The 20,425-nt window shown below is 60.5% G+C and carries 12 protein-coding genes, 2 tRNA genes and 1 pseudogene; 7 read left to right on the top strand and 8 right to left on the bottom strand.

Translation table 11 applies throughout. The features are described from left to right. Positions 1-446: 446 nt before the first annotated feature. The 4 genes and pseudogenes from A5483_RS07765 to A5483_RS07750 all read right to left on the bottom strand — a co-directional run bounded on the left by A5483_RS07765 (position 447) and on the right by A5483_RS07750 (position 6,337). Entirely contained in the window at positions 447-2,117 is a 1,671-nt protein-coding gene (locus A5483_RS07765) for a hypothetical protein (protein WP_002550021.1), read from the bottom strand. A 14-nt stretch (positions 2,118-2,131) separates the two neighbouring features. Beyond that, on the bottom strand, positions 2,132-3,166 hold the full coding sequence (locus tag A5483_RS07760; RefSeq protein ID WP_063811452.1) for a glycoside hydrolase family 3 N-terminal domain-containing protein: 1,035 nt from the start codon (positions 3,164-3,166) through the stop codon (positions 2,132-2,134). Between the two features lie 253 nt (positions 3,167-3,419). Then, the gene (locus A5483_RS11915; RefSeq protein ID WP_063811441.1) at positions 3,420-4,859 is read right to left on the bottom strand and encodes a serine/threonine-protein kinase; all 1,440 of its coding nucleotides are present in this window, start codon (positions 4,857-4,859) and stop codon (positions 3,420-3,422) included. A gap of 51 nt (positions 4,860-4,910) precedes the next feature. Then, a pseudogene (locus tag A5483_RS07750) lies at positions 4,911-6,337 on the bottom strand (amino acid permease). 116 nt (positions 6,338-6,453) lie between these two features. Here A5483_RS07750 and A5483_RS07745 point away from each other — a divergent pair. Beyond that, the gene (locus A5483_RS07745) at positions 6,454-7,788 is read left to right on the top strand and encodes an amidohydrolase family protein (RefSeq protein ID WP_169815248.1); all 1,335 of its coding nucleotides are present in this window, start codon (positions 6,454-6,456) and stop codon (positions 7,786-7,788) included. 117 nt (positions 7,789-7,905) lie between these two features. Here A5483_RS07745 and A5483_RS07740 read toward each other — a convergent pair. The 3 genes from A5483_RS07740 to A5483_RS07730 form a co-directional block, all read right to left on the bottom strand. Next, positions 7,906-7,978: transfer RNA gene (locus tag A5483_RS07740), tRNA-His, on the bottom strand. Positions 7,979-8,058: 80 nt separating this feature from the next. Further along, positions 8,059-8,667, bottom strand: coding sequence for an oligoribonuclease (orn, locus tag A5483_RS07735; protein ID WP_042843140.1), 609 nt, complete (start codon positions 8,665-8,667; stop codon positions 8,059-8,061). 63 nt (positions 8,668-8,730) lie between these two features. Beyond that, entirely contained in the window at positions 8,731-9,903 is a 1,173-nt protein-coding gene (locus A5483_RS07730; protein ID WP_176607915.1) for an MFS transporter, read from the bottom strand. 141 nt (positions 9,904-10,044) lie between these two features. Here A5483_RS07730 and A5483_RS07725 point away from each other — a divergent pair. From A5483_RS07725 to ettA, 6 genes are all read left to right on the top strand, one after another. Next, positions 10,045-10,120 (top strand) — tRNA-Arg (locus tag A5483_RS07725). 77 nt (positions 10,121-10,197) lie between these two features. Further along, positions 10,198-11,508, top strand: coding sequence for a PrsW family intramembrane metalloprotease (locus A5483_RS07720; RefSeq protein ID WP_002549972.1), 1,311 nt, complete (start codon positions 10,198-10,200; stop codon positions 11,506-11,508). 22 nt (positions 11,509-11,530) lie between these two features. Continuing rightward, positions 11,531-13,393, top strand: coding sequence for a GTPase family protein (locus A5483_RS07715; protein WP_063811439.1), 1,863 nt, complete (start codon positions 11,531-11,533; stop codon positions 13,391-13,393). Then, entirely contained in the window at positions 13,393-15,003 is a 1,611-nt protein-coding gene (locus A5483_RS07710; protein ID WP_063811438.1) for a YfjP family GTPase, read from the top strand. The genes A5483_RS07715 and A5483_RS07710 overlap by 1 nt, the downstream gene beginning before the upstream one ends. 118 nt (positions 15,004-15,121) lie before the next feature. Next, complete coding sequence (locus A5483_RS07705; RefSeq protein ID WP_002549966.1) at positions 15,122-15,577, top strand: single-stranded DNA-binding protein; 456 nt, start codon at positions 15,122-15,124, stop codon at positions 15,575-15,577. A gap of 121 nt (positions 15,578-15,698) precedes the next feature. Next, entirely contained in the window at positions 15,699-17,384 is a 1,686-nt protein-coding gene (gene ettA, locus A5483_RS07700) for an energy-dependent translational throttle protein EttA (RefSeq protein ID WP_002550030.1), read from the top strand. 165 nt (positions 17,385-17,549) lie between these two features. On the opposite strand, the gene A5483_RS07695 is transcribed toward ettA, so the two are convergent. After that, positions 17,550-20,423 (bottom strand): FAD-binding and (Fe-S)-binding domain-containing protein, encoded by a 2,874-nt coding sequence (locus tag A5483_RS07695; protein ID WP_063811437.1) that lies wholly within the window; start codon positions 20,421-20,423, stop codon positions 17,550-17,552. Between the last annotated feature and the right edge of the window lie 2 nt (positions 20,424-20,425).

The raw sequence follows: 20,425 nt of genomic DNA, 5'->3' as shown, positions 1-20,425 counted from the left end.
TGGCGAGCATTCCCCCGAGAATGCCTGCCAGTGACCCCGTGTTCACCATGCCGCACACACGGGCGTATACGCGGGCACGGCCACACCCCCACAAACACCACCCACCAGCCAGTTCGCCATGAACCCGTCTAACCGCTTGACTCCTAACCGGGCGCATGCCCCAGCCAGGGGATAGGGCTCTTACCCAATCCTGGCTCCTTGTGTTGTGACGCCACGCACCAAACGATTCGTCTGGATCATATTCCTGTCTGATATCCAGTGATTCTGGCTTGAGCTACACGTGACAACGTGATGAATTCGCTAGTATCAGCGCCCGCTCCACAGCCGCCGCGCGTGACGCGCTCATCGTCCTGACGCGTATGCGCATTCAGGACTGTCACACGATCCTAAGAGACAACGACGTGGCCTCCTGTCGAGAAGGAGGCCACGTCGTGGGAACCTGGTTATCAGCAGTACGTTGGGCTGAAGTCAGAATTCCTAATCATGTAGGCGACAACCTTGCCACCGCTAAAGAGGTAATCGATTTCTTTGCCGTGGTATGAATATGCGAGGGCCTTCTGATAGCCCAGCTTTATTCCCGAGAATTCCGTGCTGACGTCGGTCAGCTTGAGCTTGGAATAGTCGGACCGCAGCTGCGCCTCTGTGATTCCGATGCGTGCTCCGTTTGAGGTGGCGTTGTTGCCGCCGTTAAAGAGATATGCCTGTGGCTTGCCACCTTGGGCCCAGACGCCGCCGAGGAAGCCGTCGTACCGGCTATATGCGGGGCTGTTTCGCGTACAACCGTCACTGACACCCTCAGGAATGACGTGGATTGTACTGGCAAGTTCGGAGGTGCTCTTATCTAAGTTAAGAGGTCCAACACCTGCCATTTCGCCGAGGCGGATAGGGCTCTCCCTAGCCAAGTCGTACACGATGGCGGCATCGCACTGTTTGTTGTTCATGACTTGGCTAGCTGCGACAGCTACCTTATTTCCCAAGGTCTTGAGCATTGCGTCGCAGTCATTGTCATCGGTAACGATACCGCCCTGGGGGAGAGGCTCCCAGCGGCTTCCGTTCTTCCGCATGACCAGGTGCCCGCCATTGGGGCCAGCCGACTTACCGTTGATATTAAACGTAGGCGCATAGGCGACAGCAGCGTTTTGTCCATCAGCAGCCAGGCTAACCCACTGCACCTGCGCGTCAGGAGCATTGAATAGTTGACGGACGAGGTCAGGTGACGGGGTGGTCGAGGCATTGTTGGGAACGCTCGGCATCGGTGTAGCGGAGGCCGGTGTGACATTCGTAGCGCCGGCAGTGGCCGTCGATGTTGAGGTGACCGTGACCTCAGGGGTGGGGGTCTTTGAAGCCGAGGCCGCAGATTTCGATGCTAGTGCAGGAACGGCCTTCGTTGACTCCGACTTAGACCTCAGATAGAGGAATGTTCCGGCACCGAGGGCAACGACGAGAATTGCCGTAACGGCAATAATCCAGTATTGGCTTTTGTGCTTAGGTTGGGGAGCATCGCTGAACGGGATCCCGCCGACCGGCTCGCTGATGTTGTCACGGTCGGCAGCGGTCGCACCAGCGGGAGCTCCCTCAGCCATGTAGCTATCGGGATCTGGCTGTACGTCAGGCTCGTATGCCTGCGTTGCAGGGAAAAACGCTCCATAAGGGTCATACCAGCCAGGCCCACGTTCGCCGGCGCTGTCGAAGTAATAGTTTGGGTCGTTCTGGGGGGTTTGTCCGTCCCAACCCTGCTGAGGATATTGGCCAGTCCAGCCTTCATACTGGCTCGTTGGCTGGCCCCATCCAGCAGAATCTGGGCTACCCCAAGCATCGCTGCTCTGGGGGTACTGGTTCCAGTCTTGTGGGTACTGGTTCCAGTCCTGGGAGTACTGGACGTTCTGAGAATCGTTTTGCTGCGGATACTGCTGGTTGCCGTACTGGTAGTGGGAATCGCCAGGATTCGTCGAGAATTGCTGCGTAGTCTCACCACTTTGTGAGAGCTCCTGGGTGGGCTCGTCATCTTGCCTTTGGCCACTATCCGGATCGGGTTGCTCGGGGGCCAACTCGGCGTCGTCGTAGCCAGAGCGCGAATCATCTGGGTGCTTGTCCTTGCCGAATCCATCGTCAGTCACGATTCATTCTCCCCTCACTTCGTCAGTGAATGCGCCAATTTGACATTGATGACATGGCTAGCAGCGTTAGCAAGGCGTTTTTTGCCCGGCGTTGACGTCGCGATCGACGTCAACGCGCGAATCATGGGGCCTGCCAAGCCAGGATCAGCGGTGATAGCTAGATCGCCGCCGGCAGAGACAAATTTGCTTGCCCGATGGCCACCATCGACTGAGAATACTGAAACTGAACTTCCCAGGTCGTCGGACACGATGAGTCCCTGATAACCGAAATCACCGCGCAGCATATCTGTCATAACCTTCGAGGAGAACAACCCGAGGGTGCCGGGATCGATCTTCGAGTAGTAGGCAGATGCGATCATGACGGCTTCAGATCCAGCGTCCAAGGCCATTCGGAAGGACTCAAGATACCGGTCGTGGCGGGTGGTCTTAGCGTCAGTAATCCCATCAGTTTTGAAATCGGTGTCCTCGGTGATCCGTCCAATTCCAGGGAAATGCTTAGTAGTCGAGATGATCCCAGCCTTGCGGTGCCCTGCAATGACGGCAGCTGAGTATTGCCCGCAGAGGCGCGGATTGGTTCCGAAACCACGATGATGCTTGGCGATTGGCTTATTGCGTACCCCAAGGTCAGGGTCGATCACGCCAGCCACGGGAGAGAAGACCATATGGATGCCGAGATTGGCGAGTTGGCGAGCACCGGTCGTCACCACTGCTTGTGCCTTGGCTGGAGACATCCGGGCTAAAGCTTCCTGGCTCGGTAGGCGATTGACTCCTGGTACCCGGACGTTCTGGATCTCGCCGCCCTCGTGGTCAGTCGCAACGATGGGTTTGATGCCCTGCGGGCTGACGCTATTGACAGCCCTGAGCATGGCTTCAAGCTGGGGCCTACTAGCCCAGTGCCCCAGCAGGAAGATTCCGGCTAGGCACTGGGAGTCAATGAGATTAGCGATGTATTCGGGGGAGTCTGACGGCACCACACCGACGAGAACGCACTGGCCAGCACGTTGCGCCGGAGACAATTTCTTGACGATCTCAGTGGCTCGCGGGTTCAGGCGAATCGGGGCCGGTTTGGAAATAGCCGTCGGGGTTTCGGATGAAGTCGGTGTCGGGCTCGCTGAGGATGGCTTCGAGGTGCCAGAAAGAGTCGGTGACGACGTTACCGTTGCGGATGGTAGTTCCTCGGGCTGGGAGCCTTGAGAGACGCATCCAGTAAGTGGCATGCTCAAACCGGCTGCGATGATTGTTCGCCGTCTCATGGTCAGAAGTATTTCACAGTAGATCGGCTATCAGTACCGTGCCAGCGACTTATCGTTCGGGTATGACGAGATAGACCTCGAGATCCTGACTGCCGCAGTCGACGTATTGCCCGACGGTACTGCAGGAAAAATGTCGTGATTTCCCTGTTCTTGAATCCCTCGCGTCAACCGCGAAGCTTGCCGGATGGTTTGCTGGTACAGACTGCACGACTTCCAATGCCAGGGAACAGGGGGTGCGCGGATTTGCGATCCAGGACCCTTGGCCACACTCCACCGCCCCGCCCGGAAGTTGGATCTGTATAGGATAACTCACCGCTGTCACCGTGGCATGAGCCGTCACAGTTCGCGTCGGCCTAGCCTCTGGGGTAAGGATTCGTGCCTGGGCCGACTGAGGGGCAGCATCCGAATGAGAACCGGGTATCCCCTTGAGATAGAAGAACATCCCGGTTCCAGCCAGCATTAGCACAGTTAACAGTGCAATGCCCCAGCCCTTGCCGCGCTGGTGCGCAGCGACGGGCGTCGCCGACGGCGTTTGGGCCGCAGCGGCACCGCTCATCGCTGATGGTGCCGACCGCGGGCGTACCGGTTGTGACATAGGCCTAGGTTGCGGAACGGGTCGGGCAGGCCGAGGCCGTGGTCTGACGAGTCGCACCGGTTGGCCTCCGCTGAGCCACGAACGCAATTCAGAGGCCAGTACTTCAGCGCTATCGGGACACTGAGAGGGATCAGGGGACAGGCACGTCAGCACGGTTTTCCACAGCCTTGGTTCGATGCCTGGGATGAATTGTGGTGGCTGATTACGTAACAGGTTTCCAGCTGAATCAGCCAGGAACGGCACATGGCCGGCGAGCATCTCATAGAGGGTCGCACCAAATGAGTACAGATCGCTGGCTGCCGTCGGCGTCCAACCGGCTGCAACCTCAGGAGCTTGGTAATACGGGGTGCCGGCGATTTCACGCGGCCCATGAAGGGCGACCATTTCGGAGACGCCGAAGTCGGTGATCCGCGCCCCGCGGACATTCTCGGAATCCTCAACAAGGATGTTCGCTGGCTTGATGTCGAGATGCCGAATACCGGCGCGGTGAATTGCGCAGAGAGCCTGGCAAACCTCGATTCCCAGGGAGACCGCTGTGCGTTGCTCCAGGCGGTGATCCGGAAGGGTTTTCAGGACTCGTGCGAGATCCGGGCCATCAATCAATTCCATGACGATGGCGAACGTTGAGGATTCGACAACCATGTCAGTGACCCGGACAACGGCGTCATCGTCGACGGACATGAGGATGTCACGTTCATCGATGAAGCGTCGGGTTGCGCCTTTATCCGTTGTCAGGCTTGGGTTGAGAATCTTGATGGCGCAGGCAGATCCGTTATTGAGGTCGTGGCCACGCCACACCGTACCCATGGAACCGCGTCCGAGAACATCGTCGAGAACGTAGTGGCTACCGACGCGCTTAGCCGTCGATTCGCCGATGGCGCCCTCGTTGGACATGACTACCCCCGCAATGACCGGATTCGACCGTACTCACTGTAGCGGCCGGTCTCAGTCGGTCGGCAGATCAGTCTCGAGGTCGTCGCGGTGGGAGCGGCGCCGGACGATCGCCCATGCAATAGCTAGTACGACGAACCAGATGGGAGTAGCAAGCAAGGCCTGACGTGTATCGCTAGCTCCAGTGAGAAGGACGATGACAAAGACGAAGAAAGCGAGTACGACCCACGGCATGAAGCTGGCGCCCGGCATCGGATAGATCGACTCGGCATGAGCTTGCGGGTCGCGCCGTACGTGGACGATGTGGCTGATGAGGATCATGCTCCATACGAAGATAAACAGCACGGCCGCCACTGTCGTAACGAGTGTGAATGCCCCCACGACCGAGTCTTTTGCGGCGAGGACGAGGGCCGATCCGATGAGGATGACGGTGCAGAGCAGTCCCCAGCCAGGGACGCCGTGGTGTGACAGCTTGCCGAACGCGCGGGGCGCCATGCCCTTGTGGGCCAGGCCGTAGAGCATGCGAGACGTCGAGTAGACGCCTGAGTTGGCGCTCGATGCTGCTGAGGTGAGGACGACGAAGTTCATGACGCCGGCCGCTGCGGTAAATCCGATGAGCCCGAACATTTGGACAAAGGGGGAGGAATCGGTCTGGATGAGATTCCATGGGGTAACGCACATCATGACGAGTAGAGCTGCCACATAGAACACGAGAATACGGACCGGCACAGCGTTGATGGCTTTGGGCATCGTCTTAGGGGGATCGGCGGTCTCAGCAGAGGTGGTGCCGACCAGCTCGATGCCGACGTAGGCGAAGACTGCGATCTGGAAGCCGCCGAAGAATCCGCTCCAGCCGCGTGGAGCGAAACCACCATAGGACCACAGATTCGACACCGACGCTTTGTACCCGCTGGCCGAGGTGAATCCCATAATGACGAGCACAATTGCCACTGCAATGAGGGTGAGGATCGCGACGATCTTGATGAGGGCGAACCAGAATTCCAGCTCGCCGAAAAGTCTTACCGTTAAGAGGTTAAGGGCGAGGAGTAAGAGAAGTGTCGCCGCGGTGAGGATGAAAGCCCACGTGCGGTCGTGAGTCCAGAAACTCCAATACGAGGTGATGGCGATGACGTCGGCCATACCCGTGACGACCCAGCACAACCAGTCGTCCATCCCAGAAAGAATCCTGCCCACGGGCCGAGAAGGTCAGCGGCAAAATCCTGAAAAGACTTCCATTGCAGGTTGTGCAGCAACAACTCACCCATGGCACGCATGACGAAGAAGAGCATTGCGCCGATGACGAGGTAGGCCACCACGATGCTCGGACCAGACGTGTGGATGGACTTGCCAGAGCCCATAAACAGGCCGGTACCGATGGCACCGCCAATGGCAATGAGCTGGATATGCCTATTGCTGAGGCTCCGCCGGAGATGCTGGCTTTCAGCGGCGGAATGCTGATTCTCCACGGTCATGGAAAGCATTGTGTCTCGTCGAAGACGCGGAAGTGGCCAAAAATCACATATTTCACATCGTGGACGCCCCCGGCTGGTTTTGGACAATGATAGGTAAAGCGTCGTTCTGCAAGGAGATGATGACGATGGCTACGACACTTGCCCTCACCGGTGCGAACCTGCTGACGTGTGATCGCAGCGGCACCCTGCTGACGGATCGCACAGTGCTTGTCGGAGAGGACGGCACAATTACTGCTGTTGGGCCGAGCCAGGAGCTCGCGGACCGGGCAGCATCAGCGCAGCGTCAGATCGACTGTGCCGGGAAGTGGGTGATGCCGGGTCTCATTAATGCTCACGCTCACCTCATGGCGGATGGGCGACCGCTGCCGCAGACGCTAACGATTCCTGCTGCTGCCCGCGTCATAGTGGGGTTCTGGAAGACCCCGCTGGGGCGTCCTATGTTGCGTGAGCGTGCGCGCGGATTCGTGGAATGTGAGCTCAATGCGGGAGTGACGACCCTCCGTTGCCTCGGCGAGTACGACAACGAGGCCATCACGTTGGGACGAGACAGCGAAACCGGGCGGTGGCCAGGGCCGAGGATCACGGCGTCGGGACCGCTACTGGCTATCACTGGCGGGCACGGGGCTGAGTTGGGGCTTGCCCGAGTCGTTGACGCGCCGTGGGAGGGGCGCAAGGCAGTGCGCCAAAACCTGCATCTGGGCGCAACGTCGATCAAGATCGCCGCGACTGGTGGCGTCACGGATGCCAAGGTCGTGGGTGAGGCCGGGCGACCGCAGATGACGGTTGAGGAGATGACGGCGATTTGCGAAGAGGCCCACTCGGCAGGGGTGCTTGTCGCTGCTCACGCCCAGAGCCCCGAGGGAGTCCTGAGGTCTCTGAAAGCCGGTGTCGACACCATTGAACACGGCTCGGCCATGACAGATGAGATTGTTGAGCTGTTCCACGACAATCCGAAGTCGTTACGCGGATGGTCAGCTTTAGACGCGACCCTGTTGGCTGCGGCGCCGCTGGTCGAGATTGATCGGAACATCACCGGGGCTAGCGAGGTCGTCAAGGAGAATGCCCGGATCGTGCTGGATTCGATGACTCAGGGTATTCGCGACGCCATCAGAAATGACGTCGTACTTGGGTCGGGTTTGGACTCGTCGATGACCTTCACCCCGCACTATGCCATGTGGCGTGAACTCGACCTTGTGGTGTCGCGAGCAGGATTGCCTCCGGCCAGGGCGTTGGAGGCCGTGACTAGGGTCAATGCCAAAATGCTTGGACTGGAATCCGTGACGGGTGCGGTGGAGCCGGGGCTGTCAGCCGACCTGCTGGTGTTGGGAGCTAACCCGCTCGATGATCTGCGCGCTCTAGAAGGAGTTGAGAAGGTGATCGCCCGGGGTAACGTCATCGACTCCCCGACGGTGGAGAGGTTCGGAGAGATCGACGAGCTCCTCGACACTATGCGCCGGTGATGACGGAAAAGTATTTGAGAAGATCCCCGGGAGGCGTGAGGTGAACCTGGACTTCCGCAGGGTCTTGACCCGCTCGAGGGGGTTAGGGGGAGTCGTCTCCCCCTCCTTAAAAAGCGGGGTGGCTAACGGGACTTGAACCCGCGACCCCCTGGACCACAACCAGGTGCTCTACCGACTGAGCTATAGCCACCACGTACCTTCATCAGGCAACCCGTGAAGGGTATCGTCTTCTGAAACTGAAATGCAACTTCGGCTTTCCCGCTCCCGGTGTCAGTCTTTCCCGGCCCCGGTGAGGAGGCCCTGATACTTGGCTGCGATCTCATCACAACGCTTGGTCGCCGGCCCAGGGGAGGGAACCATGAGGGCCTCGCGCCAGTACATGAGCTCCTCAATGGATTCCTGGATGTCAGCCAGTGCCCGGTGGTTGCCCTGCTTCTCTGGGGAGTGTCCGAATGCGTGCGGATACCAGCGTCGTGCCAGCTCCTTGATGGAGGAGACGTCGACGTTGCGGTAGTGCACGTAGGACTCGAGCTCAGGCATGTCCTTGGCTAGGAAGGAGCGATCGGTGCCGATGGTGTTGCCAGCTAACGGTGCTTTACCAGCCTGCGGGACGTAGGTGCGGATGTAGTCGAGCACTTGCTCCTGGGCTTGCGCCATCGTCAGCCCCTTGTCGAGCTCTTCAAGGAGACCAGACTTGGTGTGCATGTCGCGCACAAAGTCATTCATGTGGTCGAGCCATTGGGGTTCGGGCTTGATGATGACGTCCACCCCCTCACCTTGGACGTTGAGCTGTCCATCGGTGACCAGGGCGGCCACCTCAATGAGCCCGTCGTGGGCCAGGTCGAGCCCGGTCATCTCGCAATCGATCCACACCAGCATGTCTCTCACGGCATGACAGCCTAGTCGGTGGTTGTGACAGCGGGTTGGCGAGGACGGCGCCAGCTAGCGTTTGCCGCGCGGCACCCAGCGTCCCATCCAGTAGCTGCCGACCAAACCGATGATCGACATCACGAAGCTGGCGGCTGACAACGGCCAGGCCAGGGTGACGAGGGTGACCACGACTGGTCCCATTGCCGAACCAGTGTCAGAGAGGAGCCGCCACGCCGCCAGGAATTGTGGGCGTCCGATATCAGGAGAGGCGTCGGATCCTAGCGTCATGACGATGCCGGAGCTGGCACCGTTGCCAATACCGATGATGAGGGCGACGAGGCCGATCGCCGTCGCGGTATGGGCCAGTGGCAAGGTGAGGAGTGCGACGGCCTGGATGAAGATCGACGGCACTGCCACCCACCAGCGTCCGAATCTGTCCATCAGGGCTCCGCCGGGCAGGAAGAGCAAGACGTCAGCGGCCATCGACCAGGCATAGATGAGGTCCGTGGTGGCTGGGGTAAGACCGTTGACGTGGCACCACAGCGGGAGTAGGGACCGTCGCGCGGACCGGACGACCATGAGAGCTGTTACTCCTAATCCTGTTGTCCACAGGACCTTGGAGTTCTGTTTGGCTATCGTCCACGTCGAGATTTTGGTGGGGGCATTCTCGGCGGCGGTTTGTGGGGTATCTACTGGGGGAAGGTCGGGCATTACCGTGGTCACGGCGGCGGCGAGAACACTGGCAATAGATGCAAATCCATATGCCCATGACATGGAGGCTTCGCGGAGAATCCACGACCCGGCCATGGGGCCGACAAACCAACCCACCCGGAACACTCCGCCGAGGGTGGACAGCGCGCGAGCTCGGTATCGGTATGGGATCGCCACCGTCAGATAGTTCTGCCGGGCAATGCCGTATACGGCACCGGCCATGCCGTTGATAAGGACCGCGACGGCCAGTAAGCCAAGGTGGTGCACCAGCCCCATGGACACCAGCGCAACCGCGTCAATGAGCATGGCCATCACCAGGGACCATTTCTCACCGATTTTTGTCACGAGCCACCCGGCAGGGACATCGCCGATGATTTGGCCGATACCGACGAGCGCGGCAATCGCGGCAGCGAGGGCCGGCGATGCTCCGATATGTACTGCGGTGAGCGGGATAAGCGGGATCACTGCGCCGTAGCCCAGGGAGGACATCAGCGTCGGTAGATAGGCCGAAACAATGATTGACGACCACTTCACCGAAGGGGTAGGAGGATCTGTGTGCGTCGAATCAGTCACGGGGAAAGGTTAGGTCGTCGAGTAGATGCACGCAGACGTGTTCGCCACCTGGTTGGGGCTGGCTGGGTCATCGAGGCACAATCCCGATAGGATGTCAGATATGGCCCGGTAGCTCAGCGGATAGAGCAGCAGCCTTCTAATCTGTCGCGCGTGGGTTCGATTCCCACCCGGGCCGCCACTGTTCTTCCCCGTGTTTCGCCGGGCGAGGAGTTGACGCATCGAAAGTTGTCCCGGGCGGCCGGTAGTCTTTCAGTTATGTCGTACGTTGCCCCCACGCCCGTTGTGCGTCGTCCCTGGTGGCAGCGTCTGTTGCGTAACCCGTGGTTCTGGGTGTTGCTTTCGGTGGTGCTGATCTCAGCGGCCTGCTTGGTTCACACCTACGTCATCGTGCACGCCGATACTGAGGTCAAGCGGGAAGGCCAGAAGGGCGTCATTCCGGGAATCACCGACCAGTCCTTGAAGCTGGGCTTCCACTACGCATGGCCGACGGCTGCTGTGTGGTCAGCGATCTTTATTCTCCTTGATCGATTCAGAACCCGGCACCTGCACGTGTGGTTTCTCTGTTTTTGTTGGGGAGCCTGCGTAGCGACCTGGATTAGCATGCACGTGAACACGTGGATGGCCGGGATGCTCTCCGTGACAGGTGGGGTTGATCCAGCATCGGGCGCTGGTCCAGCGGTGTATTCGGCCCCCTTTGTTGAGGAATCGTGCAAGGCACTTGTGCTCTTCGCACTGGCCGTCGTCACGGGGCGACGGATGACCTCGGTAGTTCAGACGGTGAGCATGGCTGGGCTCTCGGCAATTGGTTTCGCCTTCGTCGAGAACATCATGTACTACGCCCGTGCGGACAACTATGCCCGGGTGACGGCTTCGGCCGGGGACCCGAAGCAGGCCGTCATGGAGCTAGTGCTGTTGCGGGGGGTGTATGCCTCTTTTGGTCATCCGCTGTTCACCAGTATGACGGGTATCGGTCTGGCTCTCGGGTTGAGGTCACGAAGTCGGCTTGTGAGGATTTTCGCTCCGACGACGGGATTCGTTATGGCTGTAGTGGGCCACATGCTCTTCAATGGGTTCTCTTCGGTTTTGCCGATGACGGCGCTCAAGAAGTTGTGGTTCGTTGCCCTCGGTATCGTCGCTTCTGTCGTGGTTTTCATGGTCATCCGTACGGTGCGCGAGGGCAGGATGATCCGACATCGACTCGAGGATTACGTCAAGGCCGGATGGTTGCCAAACTCTGACGCGGAAACTCTCTCGGTCCTGCGGCGTCGTCAGTGGGCGGCGTTGGTGGCCCTCAGTCAGGGGCCGCGTCGGTGGTGGCACACTTTAGAGTTCCTGCGTGTTGGGACGGATCTCGCGTACCTGCGTGACGCCATTGTGCGTGGGTTGGACGATGATCCTGGTCCGCATCAGATCCAGCTCATCAATCGCATGAACGTGCTGCGTCCAATGGCTGTCACCGTCGCCCAAGGTGCCAAACTGTCGAAACCCAGACTGCCCGCATTCCTCAAGCGACGTCACAACCAGCCGGTCAACAACGAGTTGCAGTGGGCACCACCACGGGCCTGACGAGTGACCAGGAAGGATCACCATGAACACCGAGCAGATGCTGCTGTCGTTGACTGATCTGCGGCGCAACCTGCGTCAGGCCCAGTTCCCCCTGGATTTGCCCGAAGCTATTACCCAGGCCGGATTGGCGCGACGCATTGCTAACCAGCTCAACGACTACATTTTGCCGCGTCTAGAGACTATTGATGCGCCGCTCCTGGCGGTGGTAGGAGGCTCGACCGGGGCAGGTAAATCAACCCTGGTGAACTCTTTAGTGGGTCGGATGGTGACGCAACCGGGGGTGATCCGCCCCACCACGACCTCACCCGTTCTCGTTCACCACCCTGCGGACGCTTTTTGGTTCGACGGAGACCGAGTGTTGCCTACCCTGGCGCGTTCCCGGGTGGCCAGTAACGACGCGTCGAGTTTGCAGCTTGTCGCGGAGCCAGGGATCCCGCGAGGTTTGGCCATCCTCGATGCTCCGGACATCGACTCTGTGGTGACGCGCAACCGTGATCTGGCGGCTCAGTTGCTTCAGGCCGCAGATCTGTGGGTTTTTGTCACTTCAGCAGCCCGCTACGCTGACGCGGTGCCGTGGGATTTCCTCAACGAGGCTCAGAACAGGCACGCGTCGGTCGCGGTGGTGTGTGACCGTGTCCCTGCGGAGGCCATGAGAGAGGTGCCGGCAGACCTCGGCCGACTCATGACGGACAGTGGTCTGGCTGATTCCCCGCTTTTTGCTGTCCCAGAGACCAAGACAAATGATGCGGGTTTGCTTCCCGATCAGGCCGTCGCCCCGCTGCGATTCTTCTTATCGAGCTTGGCCCAAGATCAGCAGAAGCGACGTGAGGTCATTGCATCTACCTTGTCTGGGGCGATCGGTTCAGTATGTGAGAGGTCCTCGTACGTCGCTGGCGGTCTGGAAGCGCAGGCGGTTGCGGCATCGCGCCTGTACGAGGATGCCCAAGCGATCATGGCTGAGTCTTCAAGATCGATTGCTGCCCAGTCCGCTGACGGCACTCTGTTGAGCGGCGAGGTACTGGCACGGTGGCACGAGTTCGTTGGGACCGGCGAGTTCATGCGCGCTATGGAGGCGAAGGTTTCCTGGTTCCGAGACCGCGTGGTGCAGGTGTTCAAGGGGGCGCCGCCGGAGGTCGAGAAGGTCAGCGTCGCAGTGGAATCCGGTCTGGAGAGTCTCATTCTTGCGCAGACCCAGGGCGGGTGTGAGCGGATTGAGTCCGTGTGGCAGACCGATCCGGCGGGTCGCAGCGTCCTGGAAGGAACCGACGAGAATCTGTCCCGCCCGTCGCAGGGGTTTGATGAGGCTGCCTCTCGGATGGTGAGAGCCTGGCAGGCAGACGTCATGGAGCTCGTTGCCGGGGAGGGCATGAATAAACGTTCCAGGGCGCGATTCATGGCTTTCGGTGTCAATGGTGTTTCAGTTGCATTGATGCTCGTCGTCTTCGCTCACACCGGTGGATTATCGGGAGCCGAAGCTGGGATCGCCGGAGGTTCAGCCGTTGTTGCCCAGCGTCTACTGGAGGCACTCTTTGGTGACGATGCGGTGCGACGTCTGGCGAAGGTCGCCAAGGATCAGCTCGACGCGCGGGTTGAAGGTTTGCTTGCTAACGAGGTGACGCGGTACCAGGCTGTTCTTGACACCTTCGGGGTCGATGCTGAGCTTCCGGCCCGAATTCGCGCGTCGATCAAGGAGATCCGACAGATCCAAGACGCGCCAGAGCCCGGCAGAGATCAGGTGACGATCCGAACCCGTCGTCAGGATCCCGAAATCGAGACATCCCCGGCTTCCGAAAAGGGGCAGCTACCAGCGGACACGCCGGCCCTTGATGCTGAGATCGTCGAACCGGCGGTCGTTGTAGAACCCGAGTCTCGTCAGGAGGAATGATGAGGCGACGTCGCGTCGACCTTGCTGAACGTATCGACCTACTGACCCGAGCGGTTGACCTGTCTGAAGGACGCATCCCTGACGACGTCGTGGCTCGAGCTCGTGGCGTTGTGGAACGGGCCGATCAGCGCTGCCGAATTGGCGGAGACCACACCGTCATTGCTCTTGCCGGAGCGACGGGCTCAGGGAAGTCCTCGACGTTTAATGCCTTGGCAGGTGCAGAGCTGGCCGATCCTGGGGTGCGGCGTCCGACGACGTCCAAGGCCACCGCTGCGGTATGGGGGTCGGAATCGGCGGAGGCCTTGTTGGATTGGCTAGACGTTCTTCGTCGTCACCACATGGGTAGTGAGGATGCTCTCGATGGTTTGGTGTTACTGGACCTGCCAGACCACGACTCGGTGCGCATCGAGCACCGGCTCGAGGTCGACCGGCTTGTCGAGATGGTCGACATGATCGTGTGGGTAGTCGACCCGCAGAAGTATGCCGACGCCGCTTTGCACACCCGCTATCTGACGCCGTTGGCTAGCCACTCTGAGGTCATGACGGTGGTTCTCAATCAGGTTGACCGCCTTGACCGTGAGCAGCGTAAAAACTGTCTGCGCGATCTTCGTCGCCTGCTGGATTCTGAGGGCCTAGGAAAAGCCAAGATCATGGCAATTTCAGCGACCACAGGTGAGGGCGTGGAGGACATGCGGGTATCGCTGGCTCGCACTGTACGTGCCAAGAAGACCCAAGCGGCCCGGCTGCACGCTGATCTCGACAATGTCTCGCAATGCCTGGCGGAGGCAACCGGAGACGCGGCGGGTCAGGTGAGTCAGGGCTCGGTCGATCAGTTGATTGCGGCTCTGTGCACCGCCGGCGGCGTCGAACCAGTCGTCGAAGCGACTCGGGATGCCTATCGCAAGAGGGGGCATCGGGCTACCGGCTGGCCGGTGACAGCGTGGGTATCGAGGCTTCGCCCGGACCCGCTGCACCGGTTGCATCTGGACTTGGGCGCCACACGGAAGAAGGAACTGGCAGGTGGCACAGAACCCACTGATGTACAGCGCAGCGCTTTGACGGCGCGAGTTGGGGTCGCTGGAGCCAAAATCGATACCGCAGTGCGTGCGTTGGCGTCGGAAGCATCTGAAGGACTTCCGCGCCCCTGGGCCGATGCGGTGCGTGCGGCATCGCTGTCCCATCGCACAAACCTTCCCGACGACATCGACCGGGCCGTCGCGTCCACTGATCTGGGAGTACACCACGGCACTGGCTGGTGGAAGCTTGTGACCGTGGTGCAGTGGATCCTCATGGTCATCGTGGTAGTCGGGCTGGCATGGCTCGCCGTCGATGTCCTGAGTGCCTACTTCCAGTTTCGGCTTCCGCCGGTGAGATGGCATCACTTCCCTGTGCCGACCCTTATGGTTCTGGGTGGGGTTATTGCGGGGATTGTGGTTTCTCTGTTGTGTCAGGTTGGTGTGCAGGCCGATGCCCGAGTTGCCGCACGTCATGCCAGCTCTGAATTGCGGGCTAATCTCACTGACGTCGCGTGGCAGTCGGTCATTGATCCGGTAAATGCCGAGTTGGCTCGCCACGACGAGGTAGCGAAGATCGTGGCGAAAGCGTCTTGACCGTCGTTATCCACAGTTGCTGAATGGTGTCGCCTGGAGGTTATCCACAACTGAGATATTGTTTGGCGGATTTCGGGAGTTGTGCCGATAACCGTATGTGAGTGAAAGGAGCTCACAGATGGACGCAAACGTGTCATTCACCGGAAACCTCGGAACCGACGTCGAGATGAAAATCGGAGAGGGTTGGCGGGGAGCCAGATTCCGGGTTGCCCACACCCCTCGCGTCATGAGGCAGGGTGAGTGGGTCGATGGGACGACGACCTGGATGTCGGTGCACGTCTATGGCCGACTCGCTGATAACTGCCATATTTCCCTGCGTAAGGGGGATCCGGTGATGGTGACCGGGCGACTTCGTACCCGCGGTTGGATCGACGATGAGGGCTCTCACGAGCAACTCATTGTCGTTGCACATAATGTTGGACCTGACCTATCCCGGTTGCCCGCCATGTGCCGTCGACCCGAGAAACGTGCCGAGGCGCCCTTGGGTGATGATCGGGTGGTGCAAGATTCGCCTGAGGAGGTCGATGAGGAGGTCGAGGTGGTTGACGGCGACGTCGACTTGGTTGGCTCCTGAGGCCGATTGGGGTCGATTCGGGAATGAGTTGGTGGCGGGAGTCGTTATAACGGCTGGCATACTGTGCAGCGGTCGGTGAAGTGCCGGCCGCCCCGTTCTCGCAGATTCTGGAGGAGTGCCGATGGCCGAGTTCATCTACACCATGCACAACGTCCGAAAGGCGGTGGGTGACAAAGTTATCCTTGACAATGTCACGCTGTCGTTCTTCCCGGGCGCCAAGATTGGTGTTGTCGGACCGAACGGCGCTGGCAAGTCGACGATGCTCAAGCTCATGGCTGGGCTCGATAAACCTAATAACGGCGATGCCAACCTTGCTAAGGGTGCCACCGTCGGAATCCTGCTTCAGGAGCCCCCGCTCACCGAGGGCAAAACTGTTCGCGAGAACGTCGAAGAGGCCGTTGGCGACATCAAAGCCAAGCTGGCACGGTTCGAGGAAGTCTCCGCCGAGATGGCCAACCCTGACGCCGACTTTGACGCCTTGATGGCCGAGATGGGTGAGCTGCAGACCGAGCTCGATAACGCCAACGCGTGGGATATCGATACCCGTCTTGAGCAGGCCATGGACGCCTTGCAGTGTCCCCCTGGCGACGCCCCTGTTGACGTCTTGTCAGGCGGTGAGCGGCGTCGTGTCGCGCTGTGCAAGCTGCTGATCGAGCAGCCTGACCTGCTGCTCCTCGACGAGCCCACCAACCACCTGGATGCCGAGTCCGTCAACTGGTTGGAGGGACACCTCAAGTCCTATCCGGGAGCCGTACTAGCCGTCACTCACGACCGCTACTTCCTTGACCACGTCGCCGAGTGGATCTGTGAGGTAGATCGCGGCCAGTTGCACCCCTACGAGGGCAACTACTCGACGTACCTGGACACCAAGCGTAAGCGTCTCCAGATCGAGGGTAAGAAAGACGCTAAACGCGCCAAGATCCTCGAGAAGGAGCTGGAATGGGTGCGCTCCTCGCCCAAGGCCCGTCAGGCCAAGAACAAGGCCCGCTTGGCCCGCTATGAGGAGATGGCTGCCGAGGCCGAGCGCAACCGCAAGATCGACACCGCCGAAATCAACATCCCGCCGGGCCCGCGTCTGGGCAACGTCGTGCTGGAAGCCGAGCATCTCTCCAAGGGATTCGGCGATCGCGTCCTCATCAAGGACCTCTCGTTTACCCTGCCGCGAGCCGGCATCGTTGGTGTTATCGGCCCGAACGGCGTCGGCAAGACGACCCTGTTTAAGACCATCGTTGGGCTCGAGAAGGCTGATTCTGGCTCCCTCAAAGTTGGCGAGACGGTCAGCTTCTCCTACGTCGACCAGAACCGCACCGGTATCGACCCAGAGAAGAACGTCTGGGAGGTCGTCTCCGACGGGCTGGACTACATTAAGGTCGCGAACTTTGAGGAGCCATCGCGCGCTTACGTCGCTAGTTTCGGGTTCAAGGGACCGGATCAACAGAAGCCGGCAGGGGTACTCTCCGGTGGTGAGCGCAACCGTCTGAATCTGGCCCTCACCCTCAAGCAGGGCGGCAACGTGTTGCTCCTCGACGAGCCGACCAACGACCTCGACGTCGAGACTCTCTCAAGCCTCGAGGATGCCCTACTGGAATTCCCCGGCTGCGCCGTGGTGGTCTCCCACGACCGCTGGTTCCTGGACCGCATTGCTACTCACATCCTGGCCTGGGAGGGTGAGGACGAGGATGGCATCCCACGCTGGTTCTGGTTCGAGGGCAACTTCGCTGATTACGAGGCCAACAAGATCGAGCGACTTGGCCCGGAGGCTGCGCGTCCACACGCCTCGAAGCATCGTCGGCTTACCCGCGACTGAGCGAAGTGCATGAGTCGGTCCCGGACTGTCATCCAGCCCGGGACCGAGACTAGTTGCCTCCTGAGCCATTCGGGCGGTCAGTGGTTATCTTCCATGACTACAACATGACTGTTGCTAGTACGTCTGTCTATCTAGTTGGGTATGGCAGATAGAACGCGAGAGCTGTTACTTCACGTACGAGGCGAAGACCTCAGAGAGGGTCAGTGCACGTCGTCCGGCCAGGTCTGAGACCTGGCGTCGGCACGAGAATCCGTCGGCCAGGATGATGGCTTGGGGCCCGGCCTGTTCAATAGCTGGTAACAGGTCGTTGTGAGCAACCTTCACTGAGAAGTCATAGTGGCCCTTCTCGACGCCGAAGTTCCCGGCGTAACCACAGCATCCGCTCACCACCGTGACGGTGGCACCGGCGGCCTCGAGAAGTCGCTTGTCCGGGCCGAACCCGAGAACCGATGCGTGGTGGCAGTGCGGTTGGGCGACGATGGTGTGGCCGGCCAGAGATGGCGGGGTCCAGTTCGCTGCCTCCAACATCTCGGCGACGGTATGCATGTTCAGGGCAACCCGCCGAACACGTGGGTCGTCTGGCAGGAGGCGGAGTGCGTCATCACGCCAGACGGTGGTGCAGGACGGCTCCAACCCGACAACGGGGACATTGGCGTCGGACAGGGGAGTCAATACGTCAAGGCCAGCGCGCAGCCGACGTCGAGCACCGTCGAGTTGACCGGTAGTGATCCACGTTAACCCGCAGCAGACGTCGTCGGTGAGCACCCTAGGGTGATAACCGGCGTCAGCAAGCACTGCGACTACCGCCGAGAGATCCGACCCCTCGAGCATGTCGGAGAAGGAATCTACCCAGATCACGACGTCGCCCTTGTCGTGGTTGCAGCGCGTCTGGAAACGTGAGTCGGCGGCAGATGAAGGCGATGTTTCCGGATCCGCCACAATCTTCTTAGCCGGGGCGGCCTGCGGACTGGCCAATCTGGCCGAGGGCTGGAATCGGGGGAGGGGACGACGCTGATCCACCCCGGCTGTCCATCTAGCAAGACGTGCGAAGACCGGCATCGAAAGCACTGCGTTAGCCAGCGACGGCGCTCCTGGAACCCGATTGAGCAAACGTTCCCACCTGGGCAGCAGCCCCATCGTCAGGTGAGAGCGGGGGCGGGGGCGGTGACGGTATTTTTCGTCAAGAACCGTGCTGCGGTAGCTGGCCATGTCGATTCCGGTGGGGCAATCTCGGGCGCACCCCTTGCACGCCATGCATAGGTCCAGCGCCCGTTCCACCTCGGGAGAGTCCCAGCCGTTAATGAGAGTGCCGTTGACCATTTCCTTGAGCACGCTGGCTCGGCCGCGCGTGGAATCAACCTCGAGCCCGGACGCCTGGTATGAGGGACACATCACCCCGCCAGGGGCGGTACGGGCGATGCACTTGCCCACCCCGGTACAGCGATGAACATCGGCGGCGAATTCGGGATGAGAAATGGTCATGGGGAAAAGAGCCGATTCGTGGGTCCTTATATTGGCCTCCACCGGTGCAGGATTCACCAAAATACCCGGGTTAAACAGGTTGTCCGGGTCGAGGATGGCCTTGACCTTGGAGAACAGCTCCAGGGCGTCGGGAGAGTACATCGAATCCAGCAGGGCAGACCGGGCCCGGCCGTCACCGTGTTCCCCAGAGACTGAGCCCCCGTGCTGGGCCACCAGGTGAGCCGCCTCAGTGACGAAGGAGCGGTAGCGCCGAGGGCCGTCTGGTTGCTCTAAGGGGAAATCGATGCGGCAGTGCAGGCATCCTTCCCCGAAGTGTCCGTAGGGCAGGCCATGCAGGCCGTGGTCATCCAACAAGGCTTCGAAATCGCGCAGGTAAGCCCCGAGGTCGTTGGCTGGAACCGCGGAGTCCTCCCATCCTGCCCAGGCCGGCTTGCTAAGGCTGACTCCGGCGAGCCCCGCACCATCCGCGCGGATCTTCCACAGAGCCGCAGCCTGACCAGGATCGGAAACGACCCATCCTTCGAGGCATCCGCTGGCGGCAACCAGCTTCTGGGCTCGCGAAGCTACCTCGGCCTCGTCGTCCCCTCGCAACTCGACGAACATCCAGCCGTCGCCGCGCGGTAACTCCGGCACCGGGCGTCCGGCACGCGCAACCACGTCGACGATCCGGCGTCCGAACCCCTCGCAGGCGACCGGGGAGAAAGGCAATAGGGCAGTCACGGCGTCGGCGGCCTCGGGCATGGACGGATATCCCAGCGCGACTGTGACTGCGTAGGCAGCCTCGCGCATTAGTTGCACGGTAGCCCGCGTCACGATGCCCAGTGTGGCCTCGGTGCCCGCGATGAAGGCAGGAAAGTTGCGGCCACGTTCCGGCAGCAGCCATTCCAAGGAGTATCCGGAAACTTGGCGGGAGAAGGTCGCGAATTCTGTCCGGATCGTCGCAAGGTTCGCGTCTGCCAAGTCCACCAGCCGTTGGGCGAACGGCACAGTGAGGTCTCCGCGGCGCAGGGTCGTCACATGACCGTCGGCGGTGAGGAGATCGAGATCCACAATATTGTCCCCGGTGCGGCCATATCCCAGCGCGCGCGGCCCGCAGGCGTTATTGCCGATCATCCCGCCGATAGTGCAACGTGTTGACGTGGACGGGTCCGGGCCGAACCGCAACCGGTGCCGGGCCCCGGCGTGCTGCAACCAGTCCTGAACGACACCAGGCTCGACGACGGCGGTACGGGCCTGAGGATCGAGGGAGAGTATGCGGTTGAGGTGGGCCGAAGTATCGATAACCAGCCCGGGGCCAACTGCATTGCCAGCGCAGGTCGTGCCGGCCCCACGGGTGGTGATGGGCAGGCCTACCTGGCTTGCGGCTGTGACGAGGGCAGACAGTTCGTCAATGTGACGGGGACGAGCGATCGCGGTAGGGACGACGCGGTAGATCGAGGCATCGGAAGAGTAGAGGGCGCGTGCCAGCGGGGAACTATCGAGGATGTCCACGGCGCAGGCATCTAGATCCCTCAGCGTCGATCGGAAGTCCTGGAGAATATCCGTGGTTGCCGTCATGG

This window comes from Cutibacterium namnetense (assembly GCF_001642025.1).
In the GTDB taxonomy this organism is placed as follows: domain Bacteria; phylum Actinomycetota; class Actinomycetes; order Propionibacteriales; family Propionibacteriaceae; genus Cutibacterium; species Cutibacterium namnetense.
This window is presented reverse-complemented; position numbering and strand designations above follow the sequence as displayed.